Raw genomic sequence first — 12962 nt, forward strand, 5'->3', positions numbered from 1 at the left:
GCGGGATGCGAATGTCAAAATCAATCCACTAGGCTAACTTGCTCTTAACCCAGAGAGGTCATGACTGCTCTACCGACTGCGGGGGCACATGGACGATCTGCTGCAAGAATTCATTGCCGAAACCCGCGAAACGCTCGAGGCGCTGTCGGGAGAGGTGATCGCTTGGGAAGGTGCGCCCGACGACCGCGCCCGCCTCGATTCGATTTTCCGCTTTGTCCACACGGTGAAGGGCAGTTGCGGCTTCCTCGATCTGCCGCGACTGCAGCGGCTGAGCCATGCCGCCGAAGATGTGCTGTCGCAGGTTCGCGACGGCGCACGTCGGCCCGATCGTGCATTGGTGAGCGCTGTGCTGGCGATCATCGATCGGATCGGTGAAATCGTCGAGGCGATCGACGCGGGCATCGCGCTCGACGATACCGGCGAAGACTTGTTGATTGCAGCGCTTGCCGAAGGGGCGGCGGAGACGGCGGTTGCGGTGCCGGCAATCGCCAACCGTGCGCCGGCGCGCAGTGTTCGGTTGAGCGTCGAGCTGCTCGATCGGATGATGGGCGGCATGTCGGACATGGTGCTGGCGCGCAACGAGCTGGCGCGGCGGATGCGCGAAGGCGATGTCGACCCGCTGGTCGAGGCGGCACTGGAGCGGATGTCGGCTACCGTCACCGAATTGCGCGACACGGTCACCCGGACGCGGATGCAGAAGATCGACGGGCTTTTCTCGGCGCTGCCGCGCATGGTGCGCGATACCGCGGCTGGGGTCGGCAAGGCGGTGACGCTGTGCATCGAGGGTGCCGATGTCGAACTCGATCGCGAAATGATCGAGGTGATGCGCGATCCGCTGGTGCATATCATCCGCAACGCGATCGACCACGGGATCGAAACCCCGGCGGAGCGGGTGGCGGCAGGCAAGCGCGAACAGGGTCGTCTGACCGTCAGCGCGCGGCAGGCGGGCAATCAGATCATCCTGGAGATCACCGATGATGGGCGCGGGATCGATGTCGATCGCGTGATCGCCAAGCTGGCGGCCAGCGGTCGCAGCGAGCGCGAACTCCGTGCATTGCCCGAACGCGCCAGGCTGGCGCTGATCTTTGAACCGGGCGTGACGACCAAGGACGAGGTGTCGGCGGTGTCGGGGCGCGGGGTCGGGATGGACGTGGTTCGCGCCTGCGTCGACCAGATCGGCGGTCGGATCGACCTCGACAACGTTCCCGGCGCCGGCTTGCGGATTGCCATTCACGTACCGCTGACATTGTCGATCATCGCGACGATCATCGTCGGGGTGGGCGATCACCGCTTCGCCGTGCCGCGCGCGGTGATCGAGGAGATCGTCGCCGAACAAAACAGTGCCGTGCGGCTGGACCGGATCGGCGACAGCCAGGTGTTGCAGGTCCGCGATCGGTTGCTGCCCGTGGTCGGGTTGAGCGCGTTGCTGGGGATCGAAGCCGCCGCGACCGAGGGAGCGGGAATGTTCCTGATCGTCGGCATCGGCAACGCGAGCTTTGCACTGGCGGTCGATCATGTGATCGACGCCGAGGAACTGGTGATCAAACCGGCTGCACCGGCGGTGATGGCTGCCGGCGTCTATGCCGGCCAGACGATGCCCGACAGCGGGCAGCCGATGCTGCTGCTCGACTGCGCCGGCATTGCCGATGTCGCCGGGCTTCGCTTCCAGCGCGAGCAGGTGGAGGAGGCGACCGAGGAGCCGGCGGCGCGGGTGCCGATGATGCAGGTGCTGTTGTTCGTCGATCTGGACGGTGCGCGCCGTGCGGTGCCGCTGTCGGTGGTCGATAGGATCGAACAGGTGGCGACGGAGGCGGTTCGGCTGTCGGCCGGAAGGCTGCGGCTGGCACTCGACGGCTTGTTGCTGTCGCTGGTGGCGCAAGGGCCATTGCCCGCCGCGCCATCGTTTCCGGTGTTGCGCCTGAAAGACGATCGTTCCGAGATCGGCTATGCCATATTGGAGGCAGCCGACATCGTCGAAACGCCGCAGGCGATCTCCCCGGCAGCGACGCAAGGGCCGGTCGCGGGGGTAAGTCTGATCGACGGTGAGCCGATCGAGATACTCGATCCCTTTTGGCTGTTTGCGAACCACGCCGATGTCGCGGCGACCAATGATCGCCCCTTGTTCCTGATCGAGCCCGATGCGGCGGGGTGGATGCCGGGCTTTCTGGCACCGATCCTGTGCAATGCCGGCTATCGTGTCGCGACCGAGGCAAGCGAGGGGGATCGACCGGCGGCGATCCTGCGGCTGGAAGGTGAGGGGTCGCGCTCTGACGGCGACTTGCCGGTGGTGGTGCTGCGGCATGAGCGCGCGGGTGAGGCGGGTATCTATCGCTATGACCGCGAAGGGCTGCTGGAGGCGCTGCGCGACTGTTCGCGCCGGGCGGCAGGAGCGGGGCGATGAATAATCTGTATCTGATCGCGCATGTCGCCGGGCGAACGATCGCGATCGAATCGGCCTCGGTCGAATCGGTGGTGGATATTGGCCCGGTGACGCCAGTGCCGCGAACTGCCGCCACCGTGCGGGGTCTTGCGACCTTGCGAAGCCGGGTGGTCACGGTAATCGATACGCGATCGGCCTTGGGGATGGGCGGTGAGGCCGACATGGCTCGCCGCGCCATCGTCACCCAGGTCGACGGGCATCATTATGCCTTTCTGGTCGACACGCTCGACGACGTCGCGCCTTTCGTGGCGCAACCGATTGCCGGCACCGCGGCGCTGGAGGGGGCATGGGCGCTTGCGGCACGCGGGCTGATCGATCGCGACGGAGAGCCGGTGTTGATCATCGATCTGGCCTGGCTGTTGCCCGCGACGGTTTAGCCTGAGATTTCCGATCGATTAACGCTACGCTTACGATGTCCGTGGCATGGGTCGAACACGCCTCCAGCAGGATATGCTTGCCGATGAAAAGCTGCCTAGTCGTCGATGATTCCAAAGTGATCCGCAAGGTTGCGCGCCACATATTGGAGACGTTGGATTTCGAAGTGCGCGAAGCGGCCGATGGGCGCGAGGCGTTGGACAGTTGCCTGGCGCAAGCGCCCGATGTGGTGCTGCTCGATTGGAACATGCCGGTGATGAGCGGGATGGATTTCCTGCGCGCCTTGGGGGACAGCGGCATCGAACGCCGGCCCAAGGTAGTGTTCTGCACCACCGAAAACGGCATGGCCTATATCCGCGCGGCGATCGACGCCGGGGCCGACGAATATGTGATGAAGCCGTTCGATCGCGACACCCTGGAAAGCAAGCTCCAGATCGTCGGCATGGCCTGATGCCGTGAACCGATCGTCGAATGCGCGGGCCGACGCGACCAGCGCCGATCGGCGGGTGCTGATCGTGGATGATTCGGCAGTAGCCCGCGCGGTGCTGGCGCGGATCGTCAACGGAACCCCGGGCTATTGCGCGGCGCGCATGGTGGGCAATACCGCAGCCGCTTTGGACTATCTGGTCGCCGCCTCGGTCGACATCATCCTCCTCGACATTGATATGCCGGGAGCCAGCGGCCTGGCGGCGCTGCCCGATATTCTGGTTGCCGGGCGCGGGGCGCGGGTGATCGTGGTGTCGTCGGCTTGTAAGGAAGGGGCCAGCGCGACGATCGATGCCCTTGCCTTTGGCGCATCGGCGACGCTGTTGAAGCCGGCGATAGGCAATTTCGCGGGCGAGTTCGCGGGCGCGCTGCGCGACCGGCTCGAGCGAGTGGCGGCCAACGAACCCATGCTGCCTGCCTCGCCGCCGGCGAAGCGGGTTGGTGCCGCCAGCCGGCCCGATGCTGCGGTGTTGGCGATCGGGGCGTCGACCGGAGGGATTCACGCGCTCAGCCAGTTGCTGCGGTCGCTCCCGGCGAGTTTCGACGCGCCGATCCTGATTACCCAGCACCTGCCGTCATCGTTCATGCCCTATTTCGCCGCGCAGGTGGCGGTGCTCGCCAAACGGCCTTGCGTGGTGGCCAGCGACCGGCTGCGACTGCGCGATCGCCACGTCGTGGTCGCGCCTGGCACCGCGCATATCCGCTGCGTCGCCACCTCCGACGGCGTGGCGATCCGCCTGGTCGAGACGCCGGTGGCCAATGGATGCATGCCGTCGGTCGATCCGATGTTCGCCAGTGTCGCGCAGCTATGGGGCACGCGGGCGATTGCGGTGATCCTGAGCGGCATGGGCCGCGATGGTGCCGAGGGCGCAAAGGCGGTTTCGGCTGCTGGGGGCACCGTGATCGTGCAGGACCGTGAAACATCGGTGGTGTGGGGCATGCCCGGCGCGGTTGCCGAGGCCGGCATCGCCGATGCGATCCTGCCGCCCGAAGCCATCGGCGAACTGGTCGGTCGTCAGGGGCGGGGGCGGTGATCGCCGCCGCTCAGACCCAGCGAATTTCGCCCGGCGCGGCAAACATCATCGTCGCGCTGATGGAGGAGCGCACCGGGCAAAGGATCGCCGCCAACCGCGTCTGGCGGGTCGAAACCGCGCTTGCCCCGCTGCTGCGGGCGCATGGATTTGCCACCATCGACAAGCTGGCGGCGGCGCTTGGAAGCGGACATCACCAGTGTTTGGAGCGCGAAGCGGTAGAGGCGCTGCTGAACCATGAGAGTTCGTTCTTTCGCGATCCCGCGGTAATCCAGCAGGCGGGCAGATTCCTGCTGGCCAAGCAGGAAGCCGATCCGGGACGGCGGCTGCGGATATGGTCGGCGGGCTGCTCCACGGGTCAGGAACCGCTGAGCGTGGCGATGCTGCTGTCCGACCAGGCCGGCGAGCATCCCTTCCCCGAAATCCAGGCGACCGACATTTCGGCAACCGCGATCGCGCGGGCGAAATCGGGCTGCTTCACGCAATTCGAGATACAGCGCGGATTGCCGGTGCGAAGCATGGTGCGTTGGTTCGAAGCCGCCGGCAACGCATGGACGGCGCTGCCGGAATTGCTGTCGCGGGTGCAGTTTCGCACGCATAACCTTGCCCACGACGCGCCGCTGCCGGGCAAGTTCGACCTGATCCTGTGTCGCAACGTGCTGTTGTACCTGTCGCCGGAATTGCGCTGCGACGTCCTGGGCAAGCTGGCGCGGGCGCTTCGGCCCGATGGACGGCTGGTATTGGGGGCGAGCGAAACCGTGACCGGGCAGGCCGATTCGTTGGTCGCGTGCGGCGAGTATCGCGGTTTCTATTGCGCCAGCGATTGACCGAGCAACCGGCGACCAGCGCAACCCCATAAGCGCTTGCGCCGACCGCCGATCGGTCGCATCGACGGACGAGGTCGTTCGGGTGAGGTGGCATGGAATTCGTCGAGGCACCTTCGCCCAATTTCGATGACCGCTTGCTGCCCATCACGATGATCGTGCTGCACTATACCGGCATGCAGGATGCGAAGGCCGCGATCGATCGCCTGCGTGATCCTGCCGCCAAAGTGTCTGCCCATTATGTGGTGACAGAGGATGGCAGCGTGCTTCGCATGATCGATGAGGCGCGGCGTGCCTGGCATGCCGGGCGCGCGAGCTGGCGCGGCATTCGCGACGTCAACAGCGCATCGATCGGCATCGAGATCGTCAATCCGGGGCATGCATGGGGCTATCGCCCGTTTCCCGAAGCGCAGATCGATTCGGTCATCCGCCTGGTCGACGCCGTGAAGCAGCGCCATGCGATCACGCGCGGCAATATCGTTGGCCATTCGGACGTCGCGCCCGACCGCAAGGATGATCCGGGCGAGCTGTTCCCCTGGGGCAGGCTGGCACGGCTGCGGCTGGCGCTGCCGCGTCCGACCCGGCATTTGATGGACCCCGAATGGAGCGATAGCGGGTTTTTGCTGGCGCTCGAACGGTTCGGCTATGACGTGCGCGATCGGGTGAAGAGCGTGACCGCCTTTCAGCGGCGCTTTCGCCCCGAAATGATCGACGGAATCATCGACGCCGAATGCCGCATGATCCTGCTCGCGTTACTGCTTCCCAAACCGCAGGGCGATGACTAGGACGGCGACTTGCCAGAGGGTCGGGCGACCGCGGGCGGGCAACCGCGCGAGGAAAGTCCGGGCTCCACGAAACGACGGTGCCGGGTAACGCCCGGCGGGGGCGACCCCAGGGAAAGTGCCACAGAGAGCAGACGGCTAAGGCTTCGGCCCAGTCAGCGTGAAAGGGTGCGGTAAGAGCGCACCGCGCGCCTGGTAACAGGGGCGGCACGGCAAACCCCACCGGGAGCAAGACCGAATAGGGACGGCACATGCGCCTCGTTTCGGCGCGTCGTCCGGGTTGGTTGCTTGAGCGCGTCGGCAACGGCGCGCCTAGAGGAATGGTCGCCCATCCGCCCGCCGCGCAAGCGAACGGGCGGTGGACAGAACCCGGCTTACAGACCCTCTGGCATTTCCGCCGCCAGCGCCGACTGGGGGCGGCTCAGCACATCGAGATCGGTCGCGGCATCGATTTCGAGCAGCGGTTTGATCAATCCATCGCTGACATCATAGACCCAGCCGTGGAGCTGGAGCGCCTTGCCCTTGGCGAATGCGGCCTGGACGATGTCGGTCCGCGCTACGTCGAGCAGCTGGTCGCGCACATTGCATTCGACGAATCGGTTCACCTTGGCGTCTTCGGACGGCTGCGATTCGATTTCATGGGCATGGCGGGTCCGCACGCCATTGGCGTTTTCCAGCCACTCGGCGATCGGCCCCTGGACGCGGCCTTCGAGCACCGCCCGGATACCGCCACAACCATAATGGCCGCACAGGACGATATGCTGCACTTCGAGCACTTCGATGGCGTATTGCAGCACCGACATGAAGTTCAGGTCGTCCGCATGGACCAGATTGGCGATGTTACGGTGGATGAACATCTCACCGGGCAATGTCTGGGTGATCTGGTCGGGCGAGACGCGGCTGTCCGAACAGCCGATCCACAATATCTCGGGCCGCTGGCCGCCGACCTGGCGCTTGAAGAATTGAGGATCCTGTTCGGTGATTTCCTGCACCCATGCCTTGTTCGACAGGATCAGCTGCTGATAGCTCTTCATGCGAAAACGATCTCCTTGGTCGGCGCCTTGATCTGCGAGGCGGAGCGCCCGGCAAGATCGCCGCGGACGCTGACCTTGATGTCGCGATATTCGGCATTCTTGATGAATGCGTTGATGATGTCGATGTTGTCGGGGTCGACGAATTCGGTCGCGGTGATGTCGATCACTATCGAAGCATGATCGGGCACCCGGTTCAACGCCGAGGTCAATTCCACCTTATGGATGAAATAGAGGTTGCGGCGCGCGCGTACCATCACGTTTGAGCCGTCCTCGACATAGCTGACCGAAGGGCGGAAGTTGCGCGCGATGACGAACACGAAGCCGACGCCCAGCCCAATGATGATGCCGATCAGCAGATCGGTGAACAGGATCGCGACGATCGTCACCACGAACGGCACGAACTGGGCATAGCCCATCTTCCAGCGCGCGACGAACAGCGCGGGCTTGGCGAGCTTGTAGCCGGTCTGGATCAGGATCGCGGCCAATGCCGACAGCGGGATCAGATTGAGCACGGTCGGGATCAGCGCGACGCTGAGCAACAGCCAAAGCCCGTGGTAAATCGTCGACATTTTCGAACCGGCATTTGAATCGACGTTGGCCGAACTGCGAACGATCACCGACGTTACCGGCAGGCCGCCGATCATGCCCGAGACGATGTTGCCGCCGCCCTGCGCCAGCAATTCGTGGTTCTTGTCGGTCACGCGGCGTTTGGGATCGAGTTCATCGACTGCCTTGACGCTGAGCAAGGATTCAAGACTGGCGACGATCGCCAGCGTCAGCGCCACCGTCCAGACCGCCGGGATAGTGATCGCGCCGAAATCGGGGAAAGTGAACAGGTTCACGAACTCGCCGATGGAGCTGGCGATCGGCACCTCGACCAGGTGCGAGCGCTGTACTTCCAGGCCGGGCGCGGTCGCTGAGAAGACCAGGTTGGCGACGATCGAGAACACCACCACGACCAGCGGGGCTGGCAGAAAGCGCAGCGGGCCATCCTTGGGGCGCGCCTTGTCCCACCAGAAGAGAAATGCCAGCGACACCAGCGCGATAATCGCCGCGCCCCACAGAAAACTGTCGGTAAGCGTGTACCAGATCGCGCTGAAGGTGTTGAGGCCATCGGCCTGGAAGAAGTTCCAGTCACCCTCTGGATCGCCATCATATCCCATCGCGTGCGGGATCTGCTTCAGGATCAGCGTGAGGCCGATCGCCGACAGCATCCCGGTAATTACCGAAGTTGGTACAAATTCGGCGAGAACGCCCGATTTGGTGAGCGAAAAGCCCATCTGCATGATGCCCGCCAGCACGACCGCGAGCAGAAACGCTTCATAGCTGGGCACGCTCTGGATCGCGCTGAACACGATCACGGTCAGGCCGGCGGCAGGGCCGCTGACCGACAGGGGGGATTTCGATAGCAGCCCGACGACGATACCGCCGACGATGCCAGCGATGACGCCCGAGAACAAAGGCGCACCCGAGGCAAGTGCTACGCCGAGGCATAGCGGAAGGGCGACGAGCGCCACGACAATCGAGGCGGGCAAATCCTGCCGCCAGGTTGCGAAAAGCGCGTTCAAGTTCGAAATCCCCTGTTGTGATTTTGCAACGGTGCCGGACAATTATGCAGGTGTTGGCAGCTACAGGCAACCCGCGACGGTTATCGACAAGGGCAGCTTGCTATGAAGCGATGGCAGCCTATGTCGTTCCATGATGGCCAAATACACTCGTTCAAATGATTGGGGCTTCCCGCGTTGGCGGGGCTATGGTTCAGGCCGCGAGGCGACCCAGGTACGGATTTGCGACCGGCATGGCTGCGAGGAACCGGGGGATCGGCCCGCGCCGAAATCGCCTAACAGCCCGGAACGCTGGTATTTTTGCGAGACCCACGCCGGCGAGTATAATCGCGGCTGGAATTATTTCGAAGGGCTGAGCGCCGAAGACGCGGCCAAGCGCGAGGCCGAGGAGCGCGGCGATACCTCAGGCTATCGCGAATCCAGCCATCACGCCTGGGCGGGACCGGGTGACGGCAGCCGTTCGCGCGACGAAATGCGGGCGCTGGAATTGTTCGAACTCGATCCCGATGCCGATTTCGAAGCGGTGCGCGCGGCGTGGCGGCGGCAGGCCAAGGCAAATCACCCCGACGTCCGCCCCGGTGATGCCGAGGCGGCGACACGCTTTCAGGCGATCCAGGCCGCCTATGAAGTGCTTCGTGCCGCCGAAGAGCGCCGCCAATGGCAGCCGGACTGACATCCAGTGAAAACACAGGTTCGGTCAAACTGGTCGCAGACGGTGCTCGTCTGCGCCAAATGCTCAAAGAAAGTCGGCGGCGGTTTTGGCGAGGGCGGTAAACAGCCGCTGGCCAAGGCGCTGCGCCGGCATCTGGGATTGAAGAAAGGCCGCAAGGGCAATGCCGGCATCGTCGAGGTGAGTTGCCTTGGCGTGTGTCCTCGCAATGCAGTGGTGGTCGTCAACGGTGCCGATAGCCGGATCTGGAACCTGGTGCAGCCCGGTGCCGACCTCGATGCGGTGGCAGACAGCCTCGGCCTGGCAGCGACACCGCCTGCCGATTAAACGTAGCGCTCGGCAGTGGCGCGGATCAGGCCGATCATGTTCGGAATGCCCTGGGTCCGATTGGAACTGAGCTGGTTCTTGAGGTCGAAGGGGGCAAGTGCCTCGGGAATATCGGTTGCCAGAATGGCGTCGGCTGGCTTGTCCTGCACGCTGGTGAGGACCAGCGCGATGATCCCCTTGGTGATCGCGGCATTGCTGTCGGCCAGGAAATGCAGCGTGCCGTCACCGGCGACCGTAGGATACACCCACACCGCTGCCGAACATCCGCGCACCAGTGTCGCATCGGTTTTCAGCGGATCGGGCATCGGTTCGAGCGATTTCCCGAGATCGATCAGCAAGCGATAGCGATCGTCGGGATCGAGGAAGCTGTATTCGTCGGCGATGTCGGTAAGCGTCTGCATCGGTGCGCCATAGCGGGAGGGCGCAGCGGGGGCCAGCGGGGCTTGCGTCACCCCGTTAAAGCTCGACCCCGGCGGCAATCGCTTCCAGCTTGCGCATCCGCTCCTTCAGGTCGGCGATTTCGATCCGCTGGCTGGCCGACGGGCCGGGCATCGCCGGATCGGGTGCGCCGGTCGCCGCCAGTTCGTGGCGCTTATACGCTAGCCAGCCGCGCCAGCCGGCGAGCAATCCGGCGATCACCAGGCCAAGTCCCAACAGTCCTTCGGTCGCAAGAATAAGATAGAGATGCGGTTCAGTCATTGCCGTGCCTTTCCTGTCAGCGCGGTGGAGGGGAGGGGGTTTAGTTCAGGGGTGCGTCGCGCAGCCGTTCGATCTCGTCGGCAATGCCCATTCCGCGATCGGTGACGATCCGTTCGAGTACCCGCACCCGCTGTTCGAGCCGTTCGACCTGCGCGGCATATTGCGCGGCCTTTTCGGCGGTTTCGTGCGTGAGCGCGGTGGTCATCGCTTCCTTATGCTTGAGCCAGCGCCTGAACATGTCGCTGCCAACACCCAAAATTACCGGGATACCGACAACGATGAAGAAGAAACCGAGGATGAAACCAGCGCGCATGGAACGATCCTTTCAGTTCGCGCGGCCGCGCAGTTGTTCGATCTCGCGATCCAGACTGTGGCTGCTGTCGGTGACGATGCGTTCGACATTGGCGAGCCGGTCCTTGATCGAGCCGAGTTCGGCGCGAAGCTGGGCGTTTTCCTGACTGAGCAGCTTGACCCGTTCGATCGTTTCGTCGTTGCGCTGCGGATAGAGTGCCTGTCCCCAGCTTCCGTCGAGCGGATAGCCGTTCTTGATCCGAAGCCAGGTGGTGAAGGCCCAGCCGGCGGTGCCGATCGCGACGACCGTTACGATGAGCGGTGCGGCGTCCATCAGAAATTGCAGTTTTTCCATCCCTCGTTCCCCTTTGTTTTGGCGCGGCTTGTTCAGCGCAGCGCGTCGATGTCGCGGCCCAGCCGTTCGGCGGGATCGGTGGCGATGCGTTCGAGCACCGCGATCCGCTCCTCGAGCCGTGAGACCTGGCCGGTCAGCCGCTCATTCTCGGTCGACAGCAGCGCAATCTTGCGGTCGGTGTCGGGGCCGATGCGATGCACCGTGTGGCCGTCCTCGTCTTCGAGCGGATAGCCATGCTTGGCCTTGATCCACATCTTGAAGGCGCTGGAGATGCCGATCGACGCGACGATCAGTACGGGGACCAACCAACTCCACTGCATGATATTCTCCCTTTATGCACCGGCGCGCTCAGCGCAGCCGGTCGATCTCGTCGGCCAGCCGAGTGTTGCGGCTGACGTAGAAGGTCTCGATGTCCGCCAGGCGGCGATCGATGTCGCGAAACTTCGAGCGGACCTCGGCGGTCGACCGCTTGGGATTGGAGCGCACGCCCTGCCAGAATTTGGCATCCTCGGCGCTGTCATACAGGCCGGTTGGTTTGTGCGGTGCCATCCAGCCGATCATCACATAGGCGATCAGCGTCCAGGGGAAGCCACCCAGCAGCGTCAGCAGTACCGCGCCTACGCGGACCCAGGTGACGTCTACCCCGGTATAGTCGGCGATGCCCGCGCATACGCCCATCCATTTCCCGTTTGGCTTGTCGAGATATAATTTGGTGCGGCTGGCGGACATTAGTTCCTCCGATAGTCATAAGGCGATTCGGGCTCGGCGCTGCGCGCCTGCGGCCGGAAATCTGGGTTGTCGGCAGCGACGATCCGTTCGATCGTCTCAAGCCGTTCGTCGAGGCGGCGGGCCATCAGATGCAGCTCGTCGAGCAGCTTTTCGTCCTCGCCGGTCAGCGTCGGTGCCTGTTTCCACTTCGTGATGTAGTGGAGGATGATCCACGGCATGCCGATAAACAGCACCGCGCAGATCATGATGGGCAGGAAGAAACTTGCCATCGGGTCAGCCCTCCTTGCCCATGCGTGCCTTCAGCGCGGCAAGATCGGCATCGACCTTTTCAGCGGAGCGCAGCTCGGCAATTTCCTCTTCGAGGCTCTTGCCAACGCCGCCCAATCCGGCGGCATCCGCACGCCCCTCGGCAATGTCCACCCGGCGTTCGAGAATGTCGAAGCGCGAGAAGGCGTCGGCGACCTTTTCGCCGGCATACATTTCGCGCATCCGCACGCGGTTGTTCGCGCTTTCCAGGCGAGTGACGATTGAGTTCTGCCGGGTACGTGCCTCGCGCAGCTTGTTCTGCAACTTGGCAATATCGGCTTCCGAAGCGGTCAGCGATTCATCGAGCAGTGCGATTTCGGCATGGAGCTGGCCGGCCATGTCGGCAGCCTTTTGGCGTTCGACCAGGGCGGCCTTGGCAAGATCCTCGCGGTCCTTCGACAGTGCCAGCTCGGCCTTTTCGGTCCAGCTATCCTGCAGCTTGTCGAGCTTGGCGATGTGCCGGCGCATTTCCTTTTGGTCGGCGATCGTGCGGGCGGCAGATGCGCGGACTTCGACCAGGGTTTCCTCCATTTCGAGGATGATCATGCGGATCATCTTCGCGGGGTCTTCGGCCTTGTCGAGCAGGTCGGTCATGTTCGCGGCGATGATGTCGCGAGTGCGGGAAAAAATGCCCATCTAGCTACTCCTCGGATTTACTTCGGAAAAAGACCGGAGCGGGCGAACCCGCCCCGGTCAGTGGCCAGTCACGCAATCGCGCGACCAGCGGGAACATCGTTAGAAGCTACCAGTACCGGAGCCAGGCCGCCATCGGTGGCGACATTCGTCAGCGCTGCGGTGCTGACGATCGACGCGATCAGCGCGATGGCGGCGAAGCTGGCGGACTGGCGGCGAAACATTTTGGTGCTCTGGATCGTCATGGTGGTTTTCCCTGAACCCTGGTGATTAATGCCCGCTCTGGGGCGGTTGCAGGAAGCTTTGCATGACCCGTGCCAGTTTTGAAAATGGCGGTTTTCCGTGGGTTTGGCGCGATCGTTACGGTCAGGATTAAAGTGGGTTACCAAATGTTGGCAATTTACGCCACAAGCTT

General features: G+C 63.7%; 18 protein-coding genes, 1 other RNA gene and 1 pseudogene. 9 read left to right on the forward strand and 11 right to left on the reverse strand.

Features of this window, described 5'->3' with window-relative positions:
* The first annotated feature begins 88 nt into the window (after positions 1 to 88).
* The 7 genes from QU44_RS07065 to rnpB all read left to right on the forward strand — a co-directional run bounded on the left by QU44_RS07065 (position 89) and on the right by rnpB (position 6331).
* Positions 89 to 2401, forward strand: coding sequence for a chemotaxis protein CheA (locus QU44_RS07065; RefSeq protein WP_033921211.1), 2313 nt, complete (start codon positions 89 to 91; stop codon positions 2399 to 2401).
* On the forward strand, positions 2398 to 2817 hold the full coding sequence (locus QU44_RS07070) for a chemotaxis protein CheW (RefSeq protein ID WP_033921212.1): 420 nt from the start codon (positions 2398 to 2400) through the stop codon (positions 2815 to 2817). The genes QU44_RS07065 and QU44_RS07070 overlap by 4 nt, the downstream gene beginning before the upstream one ends.
* 83 nt (positions 2818 to 2900) lie before the next feature.
* Positions 2901 to 3266 (forward strand): response regulator, encoded by a 366-nt coding sequence (locus tag QU44_RS07075; RefSeq protein ID WP_033921213.1) that lies wholly within the window; start codon positions 2901 to 2903, stop codon positions 3264 to 3266.
* Between the two features lie 4 nt (positions 3267 to 3270).
* Positions 3271 to 4335: a chemotaxis protein CheB gene (locus tag QU44_RS07080; protein WP_052134409.1), complete on the forward strand. Its 1065-nt coding sequence runs from the start codon at positions 3271 to 3273 to the stop codon at positions 4333 to 4335.
* Positions 4332 to 5159 (forward strand): CheR family methyltransferase, encoded by an 828-nt coding sequence (locus tag QU44_RS07085; RefSeq protein WP_231621648.1) that lies wholly within the window; start codon positions 4332 to 4334, stop codon positions 5157 to 5159. The genes QU44_RS07080 and QU44_RS07085 overlap by 4 nt, the downstream gene beginning before the upstream one ends.
* A gap of 92 nt (positions 5160 to 5251) precedes the next feature.
* Entirely contained in the window at positions 5252 to 5941 is a 690-nt protein-coding gene (locus QU44_RS07090) for an N-acetylmuramoyl-L-alanine amidase (RefSeq protein WP_033921214.1), read from the forward strand.
* Between the two features lie 12 nt (positions 5942 to 5953).
* Positions 5954 to 6331, forward strand: an RNA gene (gene rnpB, locus QU44_RS17405) — RNase P RNA component class A.
* Positions 6332 to 6468: 137 nt separating this feature from the next.
* Here the strand turns inward: rnpB and QU44_RS07095 are convergent.
* Both QU44_RS07095 and QU44_RS07100 read right to left on the reverse strand, forming a co-directional pair.
* A pseudogene (locus QU44_RS07095) lies at positions 6469 to 6972 on the reverse strand (carbonic anhydrase); the annotation flags it as partial.
* Positions 6969 to 8540, reverse strand: a complete 1572-nt coding sequence (locus QU44_RS07100) for a SulP family inorganic anion transporter (protein WP_033921216.1) — start codon at positions 8538 to 8540, stop codon at positions 6969 to 6971. The gene QU44_RS07100 and the pseudogene QU44_RS07095, both read right to left, overlap by 4 nt.
* Before the next feature lie 133 nt (positions 8541 to 8673).
* Between QU44_RS07100 and QU44_RS07105 the strand changes: the two genes are divergently transcribed.
* Positions 8674 to 9210, forward strand: a complete 537-nt coding sequence (locus QU44_RS07105) for a J domain-containing protein (RefSeq protein WP_033921287.1) — start codon at positions 8674 to 8676, stop codon at positions 9208 to 9210.
* A gap of 6 nt (positions 9211 to 9216) precedes the next feature.
* Positions 9217 to 9534, forward strand: coding sequence for a (2Fe-2S) ferredoxin domain-containing protein (locus tag QU44_RS07110; RefSeq protein WP_033921217.1), 318 nt, complete (start codon positions 9217 to 9219; stop codon positions 9532 to 9534).
* Here the strand turns inward: QU44_RS07110 and QU44_RS07115 are convergent.
* The 9 genes from QU44_RS07115 to QU44_RS18185 all read right to left on the reverse strand — a co-directional run bounded on the left by QU44_RS07115 (position 9531) and on the right by QU44_RS18185 (position 12792).
* Positions 9531 to 9935, reverse strand: coding sequence for a SufE family protein (locus QU44_RS07115; protein WP_033921288.1), 405 nt, complete (start codon positions 9933 to 9935; stop codon positions 9531 to 9533). The genes QU44_RS07110 and QU44_RS07115 overlap by 4 nt on opposite strands.
* A gap of 55 nt (positions 9936 to 9990) precedes the next feature.
* Positions 9991 to 10233: a hypothetical protein gene (locus QU44_RS07120; RefSeq protein WP_033921218.1), complete on the reverse strand. Its 243-nt coding sequence runs from the start codon at positions 10231 to 10233 to the stop codon at positions 9991 to 9993.
* A gap of 40 nt (positions 10234 to 10273) precedes the next feature.
* Positions 10274 to 10546 (reverse strand): hypothetical protein, encoded by a 273-nt coding sequence (locus QU44_RS07125; protein ID WP_033921219.1) that lies wholly within the window; start codon positions 10544 to 10546, stop codon positions 10274 to 10276.
* A 12-nt stretch (positions 10547 to 10558) separates the two neighbouring features.
* Positions 10559 to 10879, reverse strand: a complete 321-nt coding sequence (locus QU44_RS07130) for a hypothetical protein (RefSeq protein ID WP_033921220.1) — start codon at positions 10877 to 10879, stop codon at positions 10559 to 10561.
* Between the two features lie 32 nt (positions 10880 to 10911).
* A complete protein-coding gene (locus tag QU44_RS07135) occupies positions 10912 to 11133 on the reverse strand; it encodes a hypothetical protein (RefSeq protein ID WP_443018081.1) in 222 nt (73 codons plus the stop codon).
* Between the two features lie 94 nt (positions 11134 to 11227).
* The gene (gene pspC / locus QU44_RS07140; protein ID WP_033921222.1) at positions 11228 to 11608 is read right to left on the reverse strand and encodes an envelope stress response membrane protein PspC; all 381 of its coding nucleotides are present in this window, start codon (positions 11606 to 11608) and stop codon (positions 11228 to 11230) included.
* Positions 11608 to 11877 carry an envelope stress response membrane protein PspB gene (gene pspB / locus QU44_RS07145; protein ID WP_033921223.1) on the reverse strand — a complete coding sequence of 90 codons (270 nt, stop codon included), beginning with the start codon at positions 11875 to 11877 and terminating at the stop codon, positions 11608 to 11610. Before pspB ends, pspC begins: the two co-directional genes overlap by 1 nt.
* Before the next feature lie 4 nt (positions 11878 to 11881).
* Entirely contained in the window at positions 11882 to 12550 is a 669-nt protein-coding gene (gene pspA / locus QU44_RS07150) for a phage shock protein PspA (protein WP_033921224.1), read from the reverse strand.
* Between the two features lie 68 nt (positions 12551 to 12618).
* The gene (locus tag QU44_RS18185) at positions 12619 to 12792 is read right to left on the reverse strand and encodes a hypothetical protein (protein WP_156141002.1); all 174 of its coding nucleotides are present in this window, start codon (positions 12790 to 12792) and stop codon (positions 12619 to 12621) included.
* Positions 12793 to 12962 lie beyond the last annotated feature (170 nt).

Source organism: Sphingomonas sp. 37zxx (assembly GCF_000786205.1).
Lineage (GTDB): Bacteria > Pseudomonadota > Alphaproteobacteria > Sphingomonadales > Sphingomonadaceae > Sphingomonas.

Excerpts from the sequence above, each read along its gene's own strand:
- QU44_RS07070 (WP_033921212.1), top strand. The coding sequence starts at position 2,398 with ATGAATAATCTGTATCTGATCGCGCATGTCGCCGGGCGAACGATCGCG.
- QU44_RS07075 (WP_033921213.1), top strand. The coding sequence starts at position 2,901 with ATGAAAAGCTGCCTAGTCGTCGATGATTCCAAAGTGATCCGCAAGGTT.
- QU44_RS07125 (WP_033921219.1), bottom strand. The coding sequence starts at position 10,546 with ATGCGCGCTGGTTTCATCCTCGGTTTCTTCTTCATCGTTGTCGGTATC.
- QU44_RS07115 (WP_033921288.1), bottom strand. The coding sequence starts at position 9,935 with ATGCAGACGCTTACCGACATCGCCGACGAATACAGCTTCCTCGATCCC.
- pspB (WP_033921223.1), bottom strand. The coding sequence starts at position 11,877 with ATGGCAAGTTTCTTCCTGCCCATCATGATCTGCGCGGTGCTGTTTATC.
- QU44_RS07090 (WP_033921214.1), top strand. The coding sequence starts at position 5,252 with ATGGAATTCGTCGAGGCACCTTCGCCCAATTTCGATGACCGCTTGCTG.
- QU44_RS07120 (WP_033921218.1), bottom strand. The coding sequence starts at position 10,233 with ATGACTGAACCGCATCTCTATCTTATTCTTGCGACCGAAGGACTGTTG.
- QU44_RS07135 (WP_443018081.1), bottom strand. The coding sequence starts at position 11,133 with ATGTGGATCAAGGCCAAGCATGGCTATCCGCTCGAAGACGAGGACGGC.
- QU44_RS18185 (WP_156141002.1), bottom strand. The coding sequence starts at position 12,792 with ATGACGATCCAGAGCACCAAAATGTTTCGCCGCCAGTCCGCCAGCTTC.
- pspA (WP_033921224.1), bottom strand. The coding sequence starts at position 12,550 with ATGGGCATTTTTTCCCGCACTCGCGACATCATCGCCGCGAACATGACC.
- QU44_RS07105 (WP_033921287.1), top strand. The coding sequence starts at position 8,674 with ATGGCCAAATACACTCGTTCAAATGATTGGGGCTTCCCGCGTTGGCGG.
- QU44_RS07065 (WP_033921211.1), top strand. The coding sequence starts at position 89 with ATGGACGATCTGCTGCAAGAATTCATTGCCGAAACCCGCGAAACGCTC.
- pspC (WP_033921222.1), bottom strand. The coding sequence starts at position 11,608 with ATGTCCGCCAGCCGCACCAAATTATATCTCGACAAGCCAAACGGGAAA.
- QU44_RS07130 (WP_033921220.1), bottom strand. The coding sequence starts at position 10,879 with ATGGAAAAACTGCAATTTCTGATGGACGCCGCACCGCTCATCGTAACG.